Annotated in this window: 14 protein-coding genes; 4 read left to right on the forward strand and 10 right to left on the reverse strand. The window is 57.2% G+C overall.

Annotation, left to right across the window (positions count from 1 at the left end):
* Positions 1-3: 3 nt before the first annotated feature.
* On the reverse strand, positions 4-813 hold the full coding sequence (locus tag BMZ67_RS05765; RefSeq protein ID WP_092021006.1) for a lysophospholipid acyltransferase family protein: 810 nt from the start codon (positions 811-813) through the stop codon (positions 4-6).
* A gap of 28 nt (positions 814-841) precedes the next feature.
* Positions 842-1606, reverse strand: coding sequence for a GNAT family N-acetyltransferase (locus BMZ67_RS05770; RefSeq protein WP_092021007.1), 765 nt, complete (start codon positions 1604-1606; stop codon positions 842-844).
* 371 nt (positions 1607-1977) lie between these two features.
* On the opposite strand from BMZ67_RS05770, the gene BMZ67_RS05775 reads away from it, so the two are divergent.
* Both BMZ67_RS05775 and BMZ67_RS05780 read left to right on the forward strand, forming a co-directional pair.
* Positions 1978-2715, forward strand: coding sequence for a response regulator (locus BMZ67_RS05775; protein ID WP_092021008.1), 738 nt, complete (start codon positions 1978-1980; stop codon positions 2713-2715).
* A gap of 58 nt (positions 2716-2773) precedes the next feature.
* Positions 2774-4333 carry an ATP-binding protein gene (locus tag BMZ67_RS05780; protein ID WP_092021009.1) on the forward strand — a complete coding sequence of 520 codons (1560 nt, stop codon included), beginning with the start codon at positions 2774-2776 and terminating at the stop codon, positions 4331-4333.
* A gap of 209 nt (positions 4334-4542) precedes the next feature.
* Here the strand turns inward: BMZ67_RS05780 and glpD are convergent, their stop codons facing one another.
* Positions 4543-6087: a glycerol-3-phosphate dehydrogenase gene (glpD, locus tag BMZ67_RS05785; protein ID WP_092021010.1), complete on the reverse strand. Its 1545-nt coding sequence runs from the start codon at positions 6085-6087 to the stop codon at positions 4543-4545.
* 101 nt (positions 6088-6188) lie between these two features.
* A complete protein-coding gene (locus tag BMZ67_RS05790; protein ID WP_092022064.1) occupies positions 6189-6965 on the reverse strand; it encodes a DeoR/GlpR family DNA-binding transcription regulator in 777 nt (258 codons plus the stop codon).
* Between the two features lie 165 nt (positions 6966-7130).
* On the opposite strand from BMZ67_RS05790, the gene glpK reads away from it, so the two are divergent.
* A complete protein-coding gene (gene glpK, locus BMZ67_RS05795) occupies positions 7131-8612 on the forward strand; it encodes a glycerol kinase GlpK (RefSeq protein ID WP_092021011.1) in 1482 nt (493 codons plus the stop codon).
* Between the two features lie 54 nt (positions 8613-8666).
* Here glpK and BMZ67_RS05800 read toward each other — a convergent pair whose 3' ends face one another.
* Positions 8667-9734 carry an ABC transporter ATP-binding protein gene (locus BMZ67_RS05800; protein ID WP_092021012.1) on the reverse strand — a complete coding sequence of 356 codons (1068 nt, stop codon included), beginning with the start codon at positions 9732-9734 and terminating at the stop codon, positions 8667-8669.
* Positions 9735-9741: 7 nt separating this feature from the next.
* The gene (argF, locus tag BMZ67_RS05805; protein ID WP_092021013.1) at positions 9742-10656 is read right to left on the reverse strand and encodes an ornithine carbamoyltransferase; all 915 of its coding nucleotides are present in this window, start codon (positions 10654-10656) and stop codon (positions 9742-9744) included.
* A 365-nt stretch (positions 10657-11021) separates the two neighbouring features.
* Here argF and grxD point away from each other — a divergent pair, with 365 nt between their 5' ends.
* Positions 11022-11348, forward strand: coding sequence for a Grx4 family monothiol glutaredoxin (gene grxD, locus BMZ67_RS05810; protein ID WP_092021014.1), 327 nt, complete (start codon positions 11022-11024; stop codon positions 11346-11348).
* A 33-nt stretch (positions 11349-11381) separates the two neighbouring features.
* On the opposite strand, the gene BMZ67_RS05815 is transcribed toward grxD, so the two are convergent.
* The 4 genes from BMZ67_RS05815 to BMZ67_RS05830 all read right to left on the reverse strand — a co-directional run bounded on the left by BMZ67_RS05815 (position 11382) and on the right by BMZ67_RS05830 (position 16607).
* Positions 11382-12131, reverse strand: a complete 750-nt coding sequence (locus BMZ67_RS05815; protein ID WP_092021015.1) for an energy transducer TonB — start codon at positions 12129-12131, stop codon at positions 11382-11384.
* A 47-nt stretch (positions 12132-12178) separates the two neighbouring features.
* Positions 12179-14401, reverse strand: a complete 2223-nt coding sequence (locus BMZ67_RS05820) for a DUF1631 domain-containing protein (protein ID WP_092021016.1) — start codon at positions 14399-14401, stop codon at positions 12179-12181.
* Between the two features lie 200 nt (positions 14402-14601).
* The gene (locus BMZ67_RS05825; protein ID WP_092021017.1) at positions 14602-15204 is read right to left on the reverse strand and encodes a Yip1 family protein; all 603 of its coding nucleotides are present in this window, start codon (positions 15202-15204) and stop codon (positions 14602-14604) included.
* Between the two features lie 128 nt (positions 15205-15332).
* Positions 15333-16607 carry an HlyC/CorC family transporter gene (locus BMZ67_RS05830; protein WP_092021018.1) on the reverse strand — a complete coding sequence of 425 codons (1275 nt, stop codon included), beginning with the start codon at positions 16605-16607 and terminating at the stop codon, positions 15333-15335.
* Between the last annotated feature and the right edge of the window lie 17 nt (positions 16608-16624).

The raw sequence follows: 16624 nt of genomic DNA on the forward strand, positions 1-16624 counted from the left end.
TCGTCAGTTAGGCTGACGAACAGGTAGGGCGTCAGCGTTCGCCGTCTCGCTCTGGTCGCCCGCGCGGTGGATCCGTTTCAGGCCAGAGGTGACGGTTTCGTGGAGTTCGAGGGCGAGGGCGTCAAGGTCGGTGTGCTCGTTGATCGTCACTGTGGGGTGGAAAATAACGCCCACGTCGACCGACGGGCTTTTCAGCATCCGTAGAAGGTGGCCCTGGAATTCGTCGTCGCCGATAAAGGGCGCCAGGTGGTCTGGCTGTCCATCCCGCAGGTAGCCGATGCTGATGGGCTGAATATCGACCCCGGCGTCTTTGGCTGCCCACAACAGGCGACTGTGGAAGGGAAGTACAGTAATGCCAGAGGTGGTGGTGCCTTCCGGGAAGATCAGTACGGACTGCCCTTTTTCAAGGGTGGTTGCGATTTCCTGTCGGCACAATTGGGATTTGCCGCCGCCACGCTTGATGAAAAGGGTTCCGGCTTGCCCGGCCAGCCAGCCGATCACCGGCCATTTGCCGACTTCGGCCTTGGACAGGAAGCGTAAGGGTGACTGTCCGCCGAGAATTGGTATGTCTGACCAGGAGATGTGATTACTGAGGTATAGCACTGGCTTCGCAGAGATATCGCCCTGCTGGCGAACGCGAAAGCCGAGGCTGCGGACGGCACCGTGGAAACAGAAGCGGGCGTACGGCGTTCGGTCAATGCGACGACGCCCCAGCCACTCGACCAGCGTAACGCTGCAGGCAATGCCGATTGTGAGTGAGAGCGATAGGGTAAACAGTGTTAGCCGATAGGTCAGTCGGGCGTAATCCTTCATAGGCTCTTTTCCCATGGCAGGCTAAGGGTCAGTCTTGTTGCCGGCGAATAAAGTGCCGGTTGTAACGGTCTGCGAGTTTGTTGACTTCCAGCATGACCAACAGGTCTGCGCAACGGAAGTCAGGGTCCCAGCAGGGTTCGCCACAGACCCGGGCCCCGAGTCGCATGTAGGCCTTGATCAGAGCCGGTGCGTCCACGGGTCTATCGTCACTGACCGGGTGGGTGAGGTGGGGCAGTTCCCGTTTCGGGGTGACACGAAAGGCCTCATCGGCCAAGTATTCCTGCTGCAGGTGCTTGGCAATCCGCCAGGCTTTCTGACCGCCGTCGGACATACCGATGCTGGCGCAGCCGATCAGGTAGTCGACGTTGTTCTTGACCAGGTATTCCGCCACAGAAGCCCAAAGCAGGCTGATAGTGGCGCCGCTGCGATAGTCGGGGTGGACACAGGTGCGGCCGAGCTCGGCAACGGTGCCGGGAAGCTGGTAGAGCCTGGTCAGATCGAACTCGCCCTCTGAATAGAAGCCTCCGGCTTTGTCTGCGGCGGCGCGGTGCAGGATCCGGGTCGTGGCGACGAGCCGGCCGGTGGCTTCGTCGGTAACGACGAGGTGATCACACCAGTCATCAAAGGCATCGGCGTCCAGGCCTGGGGTGCAAGAGCCCAGATCGGAGTCGTATTCTTCGGAAAACACTTCGTAGCGTAGACGTTGAGCGGCCTCGACCAGCTCCGGCTGCCGGGTTATGACGGTGTTCAGGCGTCGGGCCGAGCGGTTGGCGCGGGCAGTTTGTATGGGCATGGCTTTGTCTCTTTGTTTCCATTTTCAGACAAGGCTATGAACCGGGTATGACAGACGGATGAAGCGGCTATGACGAGGGGATGACAGTTAGCCCTGCAAATTACTCAGCTCCTGAATGTTGCCTGATGTAAAGAACTGGGCGCTCCATGTATATTTCTGAATAGCATGTATAATTGCTGTTACAGGACGTTGCCTGTATTGTTTGAGAGACCACTTGAGGAGTAATCGGTTTCTTCCTTGGGTACCCTATTTTTTAAGAAAAGGTTTAGCAAAGGTTGGTTCTGGAACCGGGCTGCGTAATTGCCCCGGAAAATTTTCAGAATAGAGCCTATGCTTTTAAAAACAGGCCGAAATGACACAACAAATCAGAGATGGATGGCGTGGAACAGACGAATGAGAGTTGGCGTATCCTCATCGTAGAGGACGACGAACGGCTGGCAGACCTGACCCGGGAATACCTCGAGAGCAATGGCCTGACGGTTACCGTAGAGAATCATGGTGGGCATGCGGTTGAGCGCATCCGTAATGAACAGCCGGATCTGGTGGTTCTGGATTTGATGTTGCCTGGCGAAGACGGGCTGTCGATCTGCCGTCGGGTCAGGCCATTTTTCTCTGGTCCCATCATTATGCTTACCGCGAGGACCGACGACCTGGATCAGGTGTTGGGTCTTGAGATGGGGGCTGATGACTATATTGGCAAGCCCGTGCAGCCCCGTGTTCTGTTGGCGCGGATTCGTGCCCTGCTCCGGCGGGTTGGGGATACCTCGAGCGTTGAGAGTGACGGCGACAACGGCGAAGAGCCGGTGCGCCTCCAGTTCAACGACTTGGTGGTTGACCGCTCCATGCGGGAGGCTTGGCTGAATGATGAAAGCATCGACCTGACCAGTGCCGAGTTCGATCTGTTGTGGTTGCTGGCCAGCAGTGCCGGCCGCGTTCTGAGTCGGGAAGAGATCTTCACCGCGCTGCGGGGGATCGAATACGATGGTCAGGACCGCTCCATTGATGTCCGGGTATCGAGAATTCGACCGAAGATTGGTGATGATCCTGTTCACCCACGTCGAATCAAGACGGTCCGCAGTAAGGGCTACCTGTTTGTGAAGGAAGCCTGATCTCCTGACTCCTGAGCCGGCCAGCTTGGCCGGCGACACTTTCCCCAGGGTTTTGTTCATGCCCCTGAAGTTCTTCCTCAAACTATACCTCCGCTTGCTCGGACTTGCGGCGCTGGTCGTGGTTCTTTGCTTTACCCTGTTTTCGGGCTTGAACTCTGTTCGCGAACAGTCTTGGCAGGAGTACTATCCTGCGCCGTTGCTGCGTTGGCTGGCGGCGGTTCCTTCACCTCAACAACAATACCCCTGGTTGCTGGCACATCACGACTTTCGCCTTGTCGAGCGTGGCAGTCTGGATGCATCGCCACTGGTGCAGGAGCGTCTGGGCTATGGCCAGGTCGTTGCGGTTCAGACCGAGTTGGGATGGCGTTTGCTTGTGTTGAGCCCTAGCGGTGAGGTGCTGGAGTTCTTGTTCCGTGACACCTATCGGGAGGTGGCTGAGACTGCTGCCCTGATTGCGCTGGCTCATTTGAGTGAGGCACTTCCCGAAGACCGGGATCCGCTGATGGCAGAGTTGTCATCACGGTTGGCGATTACATTGAGGCCCTTGGCCAGTGAACGCGACTTGCCCGCCGAGGCGGTACTCGGTCAGGTATCTGAGCGCGGTATAGCCTTCTATCGTCAGGGCGACTCCGGTCGTGTTTTGCTTCGGCTGGCGGATGGCTCTCTGGTTAATCTGGAATTGCCCCCACGCTTCGACTCGTGGCACTGGAGTGTGGTGCTTTTGCTGCTGTTTGTGGCAGCAGGGGTGATGGGTGCAGCTCTGCTGATGCTGGTGCGGGGTGTGGACCAGAACCTGCGGGCGGTTGAGTCGGTGGCGATCCGTATCGCCCGCGGTGAGCTGGGGGCGCGCGTCGAAGAAAGTGGCAGCACTCTGGTCTCCAGACTGGCTAGTTCGTTCAATGGGATGGCGGAGCATATCCAGCGGCTGGTTGGTGTTCAGCGCGAAATGATTCACGCGGTGTCCCATGAGTTGCGTACCCCAGTAGCTCGTATCCGGTTTGGGGTCCAGATGCTTGAAGGTTGTGATAGTGCCGAAGCACTTCAGAAGCAGCTAGATGGTATTGACGGTGATATCCAGGAGCTGGATGAGCTGATCGATGAAATCCTGACCTATGCGCGATTGGAACAGGGTGGCCCGGTATTCTCGCTGGTCGAAACGTCAGTCACGGATATCGTGCGGCAGGTGGTTGGTGAGCAGCAACTGATTCGTCCTGGCATCGTTATTGAAGCGGACATCGCACCCGGATCGGAGCAGTGGGCGATGTCGGATGTCGAGCCGCGTTATATTCATCGAGCCATCCAGAACCTGGTTGGCAATGCCGCGCGTTATGCGAATGGCCGGGTGCGGGTTCGGTGTCAGCTGGATGACGACAACTGTCGCGTGGATGTGGAGGACGATGGTCCCGGAGTTCCGGAAGAGGACTGGGAAAAGGTCTTTACGGCGTTCGCCCGACTGGATGACAGTCGTACTCGAAATTCGGGTGGGTATGGCCTGGGCTTGTCGATTGTTCGTCGCATATTGTACTGGCATGGTGGGCAGGCGTTTGTGTGCCGCAGCGACGACCTTGGGGGCGCCCGGTTCAGTCTCGTGTGGCCAAGGAAAAAATCTGTTGTTTAGTCGGCGGCCAGCTGTGATGCAGGTCTCGCCAAGTCACTGAATGTAACAAAGTAATACACAACCTCCACTGAAGGCAGGCACCTGATCCCCGATACTTGTTCGTGTAAGGGATGACTTTTGAGGTTGTAGTTCTTACGAACTTTCCTTGTTTCATTCGTCATTTGAGGGCCGGAATTTCCGGCCCTTTTTTTTGCTTTCGAGTTTTGCTTTCAGGCGGCGTTTTCGCTCTGACCAGCCATCCACAGTTTCAGGTGTTCGACCTGATCCGCCTCCAGTCTCAGCCCCAGCTTGGTTCGCCGCCAGAGAATGTCATCGGTGGTTCGGGCCCATTCATCTGACATCAGGTAGGCCACTTCCTTCTGGTACAGGGTATCGCCGAAGTGCTCGCCCAGATCCCTCGTGGTTTCGCTGCTGCCAAGAAAGCGGATGGCCAGTATGCCGTAGCAGCGGCTGTAGCGGTCAATCAGTGGTGCAGGCAGCTTGGGGTAGAGCGTCGCCAGGCACTCCCGGATGGCTGAACGGGTGTTGATTTCCTCGGTTGCGCCGGGAAGTGCCTGTTGCCGGGTACGGGATGGCGGCATTTGCGGGAAATGGTCCCTCAGTTTCTCCACGGCGGCTTCCGCCAGCTTTCGGTAAGTGGTGATCTTGCCGCCGAAAATGCTGAGTAGAGGGGCTTCTTGCTCTGAGCCTTGTAACTCCAGGGTGTAATCCCGGGTGATGGCCGACGGGTCGCTGGATTCGTCATCGAGCAGGGGGCGCACGCCAGAATAGGTATGCACGATGTCCTTGCGGTCGATCTGGTGAATGAAGTGCCCGTTGACGACGTCAAGCAGGTACTGAATCTCGTCATCATCGATGTGGGCGTCATTCGGGTTGCCCTGGTACTCTTTATCGGTTGTGCCGATCAGGTTGAAATTGTCTTCGTAGGGCAACACGAACACGATGCGGCGATCGGTGTTCTGAAGAATGTACGCGCCCTCCTGATCCACAATGCGTGGAACCACGATGTGACTGCCTTTGACAAGGCGAACGTTGTGAGGTGAAGGTAGCTCAAAGGCATCGTCAAATAGCCGGGCAGCCCATGGACCGCTGGCGTTAACCAGTGCTTTGGCGTAGACCGTCTTGCGCAAGCCGGTTTGAGTGCTTTCGGTTTCAACCGCCCATAACGACTGGTCAGGCAAGCGCCGGGCACGAACGCACAGAGTATCGCGTTCGATGCGGGCGCCATGATTACGTGCAGCCTGGGCGTTGGCGATGACCAGCCTGGCGTCGTCAACCCAGCAGTCGGAATAGCTATACCCCTTCTTGATTCGGGGGTTGAGAGGTCCGGATCCGTCAAAGCGACGACTTTTGGCGCCCGGCAGGGTTTCCCGGGGCGCAAGGTGGTCGTACAGGAAGAGTCCACAGCGAATCATCCAGCCTGGGCGAAGGTGCGGCTGGTGGGGGAGGGTAAAGCGCATGGGGCGCACCAGGTGTGGGGCGACCTTCAGTAAAACCTCCCGTTCAGCCAGGGCTTCCCGAACCAGCCGGAACTCATAATGCTCCAGGTAACGCAGCCCGCCATGTACCAGCTTGCTGCTTGCCGACGATGTGGCTGAGCCCAGGTCGCCTTTCTCGCACAGCATCACTCGCAAACCCCGCCCGGCGGCATCGGCGGCGATTCCGCACCCATTGATGCCCCCGCCGACCACTAGCAGGTCGTAAGTGTCGGACGTAGCGTAGCTGGCTGTGGGTCGATTCCCCTGAAGTGTCATGCTTTTCACCGGTATTTTCGTAAATGAAAAATTGATGGTGAAATATTAACCGAAAGTCGAAGTATCAACCAAGTTAAATTTTCATTTCCGAATATTCTGGCTCATTCCTGATCAGGAGCTTCAGCGATGATCAGATTAACTCCGGACTCGGCAATGCAGGCGCTGAGTCGTTTACTGGGTTGGCTGTCGGTAAACAGGTGAGTGGCCTGGGAGATGTGCCCCAGCCGAATCATGGCGTTGCGGCCGAACTTGGTGTGGTCGGCTGCCAGGAAGATTTGCCTGCTGTGTTCGATGATTGCCTGGGCGACCCGAACCTCCTGGTAGTCGAAGTCGAGCAGGTCGCCATCGCTGTCAATGCCGCTGATACCGATAATGGCAATGTCGACCTTGAATTGCCGGATGAACTCCTCCGTTGCCTCCCCGATGATGCCGCCGTCACGGTTTCGGACCATGCCGCCGGCAATAATGACGGTGAAGTCGTCTTTGCTGCAGAGAATGCTGGCAACATGAAGGTTGTTGGTGATGACCGTGAGTCCTTTGTGGGCCAGCAGTGCCTTGGCGATGGTTTCCGTGGTTGTGCCGATGTTGATAAACAGCGAGCTGTTGTCTGGTACCCGTGCGGCAATGGTTTCTGCGATGCGCTGTTTTTCTTCGAGGTTACGGATGCTGCGCTCGGAATAGGCCATGTTGACTGTGCTGGTGGCAAGGCCCGCTCCGCCATGGTAGCGCCTGAGTCGGCCGGATTCGTCCAGAGTATTGATGTCGCGGCGAATGGTTTGGGGAGTCACGTCAAAGTGGTCGGCGAGCGCTTCGATGGTCATGAAGCCTCGCTCGTTAACCAGTTCGACGATGTTCTCGTGGCGGGCATTTATGGTCATGTCATTGGTCCAATGTGTGAATCCGGTGGTGCGGTTTGGGTTTGCGGTGACCGGTGAGTTCATTATAATTTTCGTTTACGAAAATCCAATGATAATACTGGCGGTTTTACGGTCACATGCTTGTGCTCTGGAATCTGCCGGATTCGACGATAAAGGACAACCCGGATGCCGACCTATATGCTGGCGATTGATCAGGGAACTACCAGTTCCAGGGCCATAGTGTTTGAAAAGAGCGGTGACATTGTCGCCGTTGCGCAACAAGAGTTTCGCCAGTACTTCCCCCGCGACGGCTGGGTTGAACATGATGCCATGGAAATCTGGCAGAGTACGCTCAATGTATGCCGGCAAGCCTTGGAGAAGGCCGGGCTTACTGGTGCCGACCTTGCCGGAGCGGGGATTACCAATCAGCGGGAGACCACGGTGATCTGGGACCGTGCAACGGGAGAGCCGATTCACCCGGCCATTGTCTGGCAGGATCGTCGCACAGCAGCCACCTGCAGTCAGCTACGCTCGCGGGACAAAGAAAGCCTGGTGGTTGAGCGCACTGGGCTGCTGATTGATCCCTACTTTTCTGCGACCAAGATTGCCTGGATTCTGGATGAGGTTGAGGGTGCCCGGGCTCGTGCTGAAGCCGGTGAGCTGGCATTCGGCACGGTGGATACCTGGTTGCTTTGGCAACTGACGGCAGGTAAATCGCACCTGACCGATGCGACCAATGCTTCCCGGACGTCTCTGTTCAATATTCACACCCAGCAGTGGGATGACGAGCTGCTGGCGCTGTTTCGTGTCCCCAAGGAAATCCTTCCGGGGGTATTGGATTCTGCAGCGGACTTCGGTGTTACAGAGGCTGAATTGCTGGGTGGCCCGGTTCAGGTGGCGGGTATTGCCGGTGATCAGCAGGCGGCCCTGGTGGGGCAGGCGTGCTTTGAACGGGGGATGGCCAAGAGCACCTACGGCACCGGTTGTTTCCTGATGATGAATACCGGTACCGAGCCCCTGCGTTCTGAAAACCGCTTACTGACAACCGTAGGTTATCGTTTAAACGGCGTCACCTATTACGCGGTGGAAGGCAGTATCTTTGTTGCCGGGGCGGCCATGCAATGGTTGCGGGACGGGCTGCAGCTGATTTCCCACGCTTCGGAGTCTACGGCCCATGCCGAGCGGGTGGGGGTAGACAACTCCGTTTATATGGTGCCGGCCTTTACCGGTCTTGGTGCGCCGCATTGGGACCCGGATGCCCGGGGTGCTATTTTGGGCCTGACCCGTGATACCGGTATTGGTGAGATCGTTACTGCGGCTCTGCAGTCGGTGTGTTACCAGACCAAGGATCTGATTCGGGCCATCCGTAATGACGGTGCCCGCCTGCAGGAGTTGCGGGTAGATGGTGGGATGGTCGTCAACGACTGGGTGATGCAGTTTTTGGCTGACATCCTTAATGTACCGGTGGATCGCCCAAGGGTAACCGAAACGACGGCACTTGGGGTGGCTTACCTGGCGGGGCTGCAGACCGGGGTGTACCAGGGGCTGGACGATATTTCATCCATGTGGGAACGGGAGCGTCGGTTCTCTCCAGACATGTCGCCGGGCTTGCGGGAGTCTCTCTATGCCGGCTGGGAAGATGCCATTGAGCGAATTCGGCACAGCTGACCAGTGTGATCCGCCGTCTTCAGGCGATGGCGGGAGGGGCCCCGTGAGGGGCTCCTAGCGCTCGAAGGCGATCAGGTGATCGGCTTCGACCTTTAGCGGCACCATCTCACCCAGGTGGAAGTCTAGGTGGCTGCGGAACAGGGCTTCAAATTCGGTTTCGTCAGACAGGTGGAATCGGTAGAGCGTTGAGGTGCCAGCGAAGGTTTTCTCGATGACTTTGGCTTTGAGTTCTGAGTTTTGGTCAAAGACAATGTCATCTGGCCGTATCAGGATGTCGACCAGTGTGCCGGCGGGCCAGCGGTAAGCCCGGTTGCCCCGTATGGTGCCAAGCTCAGATTCGATAGCGTCCGGTCCCAGGGCTTTACCTGGAACAAAGCCGCCCTGGCCAACAAAGCCTGCGACGAATCGGTTCGCCGGCTCGTGGTAAAGGTTATATGGCTCATCCCATTGCTGGATACTGCCCGATTTCAGTACCGCGACCTGGTCGCACATGGCAAACGCTTCCTGCTGATCATGGGTGACCAGAATGGCGCTGATGCCCAGTGTCTTGAGAATCTCCCGGACATCCAGGCTGAGCCGGCGCCGCAGGTCGGCGTCCAGGTTGGAGAACGGTTCATCCAGCAGGATCAGGGTTGGCTGTGGCGCCAGGGCCCTGGCCAGTGCAACCCGTTGTTGCTGACCGCCAGAGAGTTCGTGCGGGTATTGATCTGCAAGCCCCTGGAGGTGAACCAGTTCCAGCAGTTGCTTCACCTTCTGCTCGCATTCGTCACGCTTGAGGTTGCGAAGGCCAAACGCGATGTTCTTGGCCACGGTCAGGTGGGGGAACAGGGCGTAATCCTGGAACACCATGCCGATCCGACGTTTTTCCGGCGGCAAGGTGCGTCCAGGCAGGCTGATGGTACGCGCGTCCAGTTGGATGTTGCCCTGAGACAGCGGGAGGAACCCCGCCAGAGCCCTGAGGATGGTGCTTTTACCGCATCCGCTGGGGCCAAGCAGGCAGCCGATGTCACCATGGCCCAGAGCAAAGTTGATGTCGCTGACAACAGCGCCCTCGCCATAACCACAAGCAAGGTCGTTAACTTCCAGCAGCCATCGGGATTCGGTCGGTGAGCCTGTATTCATTCCGATGTCAGTCCAGTGTGCCGAGAATCAGGAATTCCAGCAGGGCTTTTTGGGCGTGCAAACGGTTTTCTGCCTCGTCCCACACCACCGAGCCCGGATGATCCAGCATGTCTTCTGACACTTCTTCGCCCCGGTGGGCCGGCAGGCAGTGCATAAACAGGGCATCAGGTGCGGCCAGAGCCATCAGTTCCGGGTTGACCTGGTAGTCCTTGAACGCGGCTTCGCGGATCTTTTGCTCTTCTTCCTGGCCCATCGATGCCCAGACATCGGTCACCAAAAGATTGGCGTCCCTGGCGGCTTCTGCCGGGTCGGAAATAATGGTCACTCGGTCAGCGGCTTTGTCGATAAGTTCTGCTGGTGGCTCGTAGCCTTCTGGGCAGGCTACCCGCAGTTTGAAGTCGAACAGGATCGCGGCATTGATGTACGAGTTGCACATATTGTTGCCATCGCCGACCCAAGTGACCGTTGCGCCTTGGATATTGCCACGGTGCTCGCGGTAGGTCTGCATGTCAGCCAGCAGTTGGCAAGGGTGAAAATCATCGGTCAGGGCATTGATGACCGGAACCCGGGATGCCTTGGCAAACGTTGTAACGGTATTGTGGGCAAAGGTGCGGATCATCACCGCATCAACCATACTGGAAATGACCTTGGCCGAATCCTCAATAGGCTCGCCGCGCCCCAGCTGAGTATCCCGGGGAGACAAAAACAGCGCCGAGCCGCCCAGTTGTGCCATACCGGCTTCAAACGAAACGCGGGTGCGAGTGGAAGACTTCTCGAAGATCATCGCCAGCACCCGGTTCTTCAGGGAGTCCCTGGTGTCACCGCGGCGCCATTCTTCCCGGAGCTTGCTGGCGTGGTCCAGAAGCTGGTTTAGTTCGCTGGGGGTCAGATTTTCGAGAGTCAGAAAATGTCTTGCTGCCATGTTCGCGGCCTTTGTTCAGTTCCTTGGATCGATTGGGTCGTGGCACTTGCTCGATACGGTGGTTGAGGCGCTTGCTACAGACAAGGTGCGCCCCTTTGGTGCAATTACCGGTGCAATCCGGAAAGGACCCGTAACCCGAAAAAATAAACCCTGGCAGCGGGACGTCCGCTCCAGCAGGGGTTGGGTAATGGGATTGCGTCATGCGCCAGCGATTCGGCGAAGATCCGAGTTTAGCGGGTCGGGGCAGGGAAGACAATGATCGTCCTGGCTCATCGCCTTCTCTTGGTGCCGCTTCCAATGGGTGTGTACAATAGCCCCATACCCGCCTCCACTGAGGCCCGATTTGTAACGAAGAGGTAAACTCCATGGATATTAACGAAACGATCAAGAGCCAGTTGGATGAAAACCCGATCATCCTGTACATGAAGGGGACTCCGCAGTCTCCCCAGTGTGGATTTTCTGCTCGCACTGTACAGGCGCTGATGGCGTGTGGAGAGCGTTTTGCGTTCGTAAATATCCTGGACAATCAGGAGCTGCGCGAGGCGCTGAAGGCCTATTCCAGTTGGCCGACTTACCCGCAGCTGTATATTGGTGGTGAGCTTGTGGGCGGTTGCGACATCGTGCTGGAGCTCTCTGAGAGCGGTGAACTGGCCGAGATGGTCAAGGCTGCGGCAAAGCAGGCTGAAGCCTGATTTGCCGAGAGGTGGGTGGCGCTGCCACTCACCTCAAATGCGTTCCGGGGCGAACTTGATAGTGACCCGGAACCGGTTCCCTTCTTTATTTCCTGCTGGCGGCTCCGGATACGGGCTCGCCCCTAATGCCCCTCGATAAGCTGCCCGATCCAGGACCGCATCCCCGGACGGTTGGGTAATGGATGCGCCAATGAGGGCGCCGTTGTTCATAAGCTGCAATTCCACTTCAACCGCAGTCACCGCGGTTAGCTCGGCCCGATAGGCGTCGTTAAAGTAAGGCGTGGCATAGCTGACGATGCGTGCCGCCAGAAGGTCAATGTACGAAGTCTGTTGAGCGGGCTCGCTGATCTGGGTGATCTGTTCGGTGTTTTCTGTCTGGCCCTGGTCGCCTTCCTTGTCCTCAATGGTTGCGACCTGTTCAACGGATGGCGTCGTTGTGGCGCGGGTGGCAGGCTGGGCGGGTTCCGGCTGGCTGTCCTCGGGCTGCGCGGTCGGCTGAGGGCTTTCTTCGCTCACTAGAATCTCAGGGGCAGCCTCGGTTGGTTGGGGTACCTCTTCCACCACCTGTTCTGACGCATTTGGGGTCGGGGTGCTGGTGGCTGGGGTGGCAACTGAGCCGGTGCGGGACAGAGTGATCTTGATCATCTCCGGCTCAGGATCTTCGACAGCGGGTTCAAACCGAATGAGCGCAAAGATGAGCGTGTGGATCAGCAGCGCCAGAGGGATGGCTACAGTTATGCGGTACGGCGCCGGAAGGAGCGATCGGCTGCCAACTGGTGTCATTGTGACGGATTCACTCAGGGTACTGCTGGCGGAGGTAAAACAGGGGATTACCCTGTTTTACCTCGCAATGTGCCAACCACGGCGTCCAGAGCGCGGTCGATCAGGGCGCCCTGTTCAAGCACGGTAAGGCGCCCGCGCCGCATTTCGTGGGCAAGTTCGGTGCGGGTTTTCTCCACCACCTTAAGGCCCATGCGGTTTACAAAGACAAAGCAGTCGGCTTCTTCGATGATGGCGGTCAGCTTGCAGCGGAAGCTGGTGCCATTCACCAGGCCGAACTCCACCCAGGTGCCAATGTTGATGGCATCAATCTGCGCAATGTATTCGGCAACTGCGGCATCTTCGAGTTCCTGTTGCTTGTCGATCGCCGACGGGTGTTGCTCTTCTGGCTCAGCCTCTTCATCGACAGTCTCCCGGTCCAGCGGGGCCTGGGCTTCAGCAAACGCATGGGCCCGAAAGGCTTCGGTCAACTCATGCTTCAGTTCCGCCATCATCTCATCCAGCCGGCTGGAGTTGTAAGAGACTTCGTCCAGCCCGGAGCGGAGGGATTTAAGCAGTCCCGGTACAACCCGGACCCACTGGTCGCGTTCGGAATCGTCAAGGTGAGGGTGCAGGCACCAGAGCAGGTCATCGACAACCCGTACTGAGCTGTCCCAACGGTTCTCAACGTCGTTGCGCAGATAGGCCAGGAACATGACCCGGCTCCAGCCATTGACCAGGATGTCGCGAATGGTCTCAGGGATGTTCTGTTTGAACAGCTTCTGCTGGAGCAGTCGGTCGACGGTCTGCTGGGCTTTCTGCGATTTGATGCGGCCACGTTCCGCCTCGCGGGTACGCTGCTCGACCAGAGACGCCTTGCGGTTTTCTCGGGCGAGGAACTGCTCGAACTCCTCTCCAAGCTGCTCAAACAGTGAGACGTCCCCGTCAAACTCCTCAAGTATCCGCAACACGATGGTGTGGATCTGGTCGTAGAGTTTGTCGCGGGTCTTCTCGTCGCTCTTGCTCCAGCCAATGCCTGCACGGGCCAGTGAGTTGAGGAGTCGGCGGGCCGGGTGCCCGGCTTTACTGAAAAACGTCTTGTCTTTGATGACAACTTTCAGAATCGGAATCTGAAGACGGCTGATCAGCACCTGAATGGGCGCCGACAGGTTGTAGTCGTCCAGAATGAACTCAAACAGCATGGAGACCAGGTTGATCAGGTCTTCATCCACCTCGTTGAGTGCCGGTGTCTTGCCTTCCGCGGTATTGGCCTGGCTCAGCAAGCGTTCGACAACCTGGTGAAGGTCAACCACTAAGGGCTCACCACCGCTGAGGTCGCCATGGTGCAGTTCCTGTGGCGACGGGGGTAGGGCGCTCAGGAGCTGAATGAGTTCGTTGCCACCGACCACGTGCAAGGTCGGGTCGGCTGAGCGGGGCGGTAGGCCTGAACTGGTCCTTTGCTGGTTGAGGAGTTGGCGAATCTGCTCGAACAGGGCCTCATCCTGATGGTTGACGGCTTCATCGTCCCCTCCGGCGGCTGCCTGGCCTGGGGTTGACTCCCCAGAGGCTTGGTCAGCTGTGGCCTGCGGGCTTTTCTTCCCGTGATAGCGGAAGTTCGGGATGACGCCAGCCTGTATCAGGATACGGTTTGCCTCATCCAGGAGCATGCCGAGGTTGGAAACCACATAGCGGTCAAACTGCTTAAGCACAATCAGCCGTTCTCGGATCTGGATTTCCAGGACCTGGGCAGCTTCAACGAACGCTGTGCAAAGGTGCTCCGGGGCAAGCGGATTGACCGGGTTATCGTCGCTGGCGCCGGGGTAAACGGATGAAAACCGTGTTTGCAGCTGGATCAGAGGTCCCTGGAAGTGTGCCCGGGACTTGGTAATCATGGCGTTGAGCGCGACCTGTTCTTCCAGTTCATCGTGTTGAACCAGAGCAAGGCTGTCGGCGGTTGCCGGCTGATTTTCCTGATCTTTATGCTGACTGCTACTGCTTCTTGGGGGGTAATTGAATAGCTGCGCGATGGCGCCTTGAAAATGTTTTTCAATGCCCTTGCGCTTGATCCGGATCTCCCGCATAGCTTCGAAATAGCGGTTCTGCTCGTTGTTGCTGCGGGCATTGTTAGCCAGCTCAAACAGCGAGTCATCCACTGCATCGAAGGCTCCCTGCAATAAATCACCCAACCCAGCGGAAACTGTATCGCGAATGCGAACAATTTCGGCAGGCAGCGCGAATTTATCACCGGCATCCCTGTGCTCACGGAGATAATGTATGCCGGACTGCTTATTCATGGCCGACTCCTGTTACGCCTCAACCGGATACATGACCGAGCTAAACTTTCTGCATTATGGTTATGTGTGTAATTTACCGCAATTTTGCGTTGGGTAAAATGACTGAAAATCTACCGGCACCATTTGTCCTGTATAAAATGTGAGCGGGTCGGCAATAAGCCGACCCTGAGGGTGTCCGGTATCAGCCACTTTTCGGTGGTTCAGCTCACATACACGGGCCCTATTCCCAAGCTCCAGATAACCACGCTGGTTGCCAGCAGAGCAACAAACATCACCAGGCCCACGGTCAAAACCGATGACGCAAACATGAACCCCCGGCCTTCCGGGATTTTCATGAGAATGGGCAGACCTTCGTAAAGCAGGTACACAGCATAGGTAATGGCAACAAAGCCAACGGCCATGTTGACCCAGATGTTGGGGTAGGCTGCGATGACGCCCAGAAGGAACACCGGGGTAGCCGTATAGGCCGCCAGGGTCACGCCGTGGGGCTGTCTTTCCCTGACTTCATAAGTGGCGGCGAAGAAGTCGATAAAGCGTCCGAGTATATAAATGCCGGCCAGCATGGCGGCATAAAACAGCGCGCAAAGTTGCAGGGCGCTTCCCGTCGTCAGCCGAATGACCTGGCCGTCGCCGATTTGCCAGCCGACCTGGGTGCTGCCGTAATAGCCTGCCGCTGCCGGAATCAATGCCAGCAGCAGTATGTGGCCAAAGTACAGTTTGCTGACACTTTCAGAGTCCTTTCGAATTGCTTCCCACTCCTGGTCTGGGTGGGCCAGTAATCCAAGTGTATGACCTAGGCTCATGGAGTCTACTCCTGTTCTTATTTTATGGAGAAACACCATTTCAGTGTTGGATGAGGGCGAGTCCTGGTCAAGATGTTGGTTAAAATATGATCTTACTAAAGGCGTGGCCGCTATAACTCATTCGAATATTAGTGCTGGCGGCCGCGTCGCTTCAGGGGGTGAACAATAGCGGCTTTGACCACATTGTCCTTGATCTGCAGCACTTCTATGCGGTGACCTTTGACCTTGAGGCAAACGTTGGTCTCAGGAATGGTTTCCAGGGTTTCGGTAATCAGACCGTTGAGGGTTTTCGGGCCATCAGTGGGTAGTTTCCAGCCGAGGGTCTTGTTGATAGAGCGCACCGCGGCGGCACCATCAATGATGTAGGTGCCATTGTCTTGCGGAATGATGTCCGGGCTGGTGGCGGCATAATCGGTGGTGAATTCGCCAACGATCTCTTCCAGGATGTCTTCCAGGGTGGCGATGCCGAGCACATCACCATACTCGTCCACCACGATCCCAAAACGCCGCTTGGCTTGCTGGAAATTGATGAGCTGGGTGTTCAGTGGCGTGCTTTCCGGGATGAAATAGGGCTCCTGGCAAAGCTGCATCAGCATGGCCTTGTTAACTTCTTCCTCGAGCAGCAGCTTGGAAATGCTGCGCAGGTGCAGTACGCCCTTGATGTTGTTGATGTCGCCGGAATACACCGGTAGCCGGGTGTGTTGGCTACTGCGGAGTTGACGCAGGGTAGTGTCGATGTCGTCGTCCAGGTCGATGCCCACCACTTCGTTCCGTGGAACGAAGATATCGTTCACGGTGACGCTTTCGAGGTCAAGGATGCCCACGAGCATGTCTTTGTGCTTGGATGGGATCAGTGCGCCGGCCTCATTGACCAGGGTGCGCAGTTCTTCGCGGCTCAGGTGATCGTTGGCGGCATCCTGGGCAGAGATGCCCAGTAGTTTCAGGATGGCGCTGGTAAACAGGTTGACCAGCCAGACGATGGGATACAGGGCTTTGAGGAGCGGCCCCAGCGCATGGCTGGCCGGGAATGCAATTTTTTCCGGAAACAGGGCTGCCAGCGTCTTCGGTGTGACTTCCGCAAAAATCAGGATAACGATGGTCAGCAGCAGCGTGGCAATCGCGATGCCGGCGTCACCCCAGATGCGGATGGCAATGACGGTAGCAATGGACGATGCCAGGATGTTGACGAAGTTATTGCCAATCAGGATAACGCCAATCAGCTGGTCGGTTCGCTGGAGCAAACCCTCTGCTCGTTTGGCACCTTTATGGCCGGTTTTGGCCAGGTGCTTCAGCCGGTACCGGTTGAGCGACATCATGCCGGTCTCGGAGCTGGAAAAGAAAGCTGATAATAAAATCAAGCCCGCGAGGATTGAAAACAGCGCCGTCAGCGATGCCTCGTTCAAGTGGGGAAGTCCTTTGG

Source organism: Marinobacter zhejiangensis (genome assembly GCF_900114775.1).
GTDB lineage: Bacteria > Pseudomonadota > Gammaproteobacteria > Pseudomonadales > Oleiphilaceae > Marinobacter > Marinobacter zhejiangensis.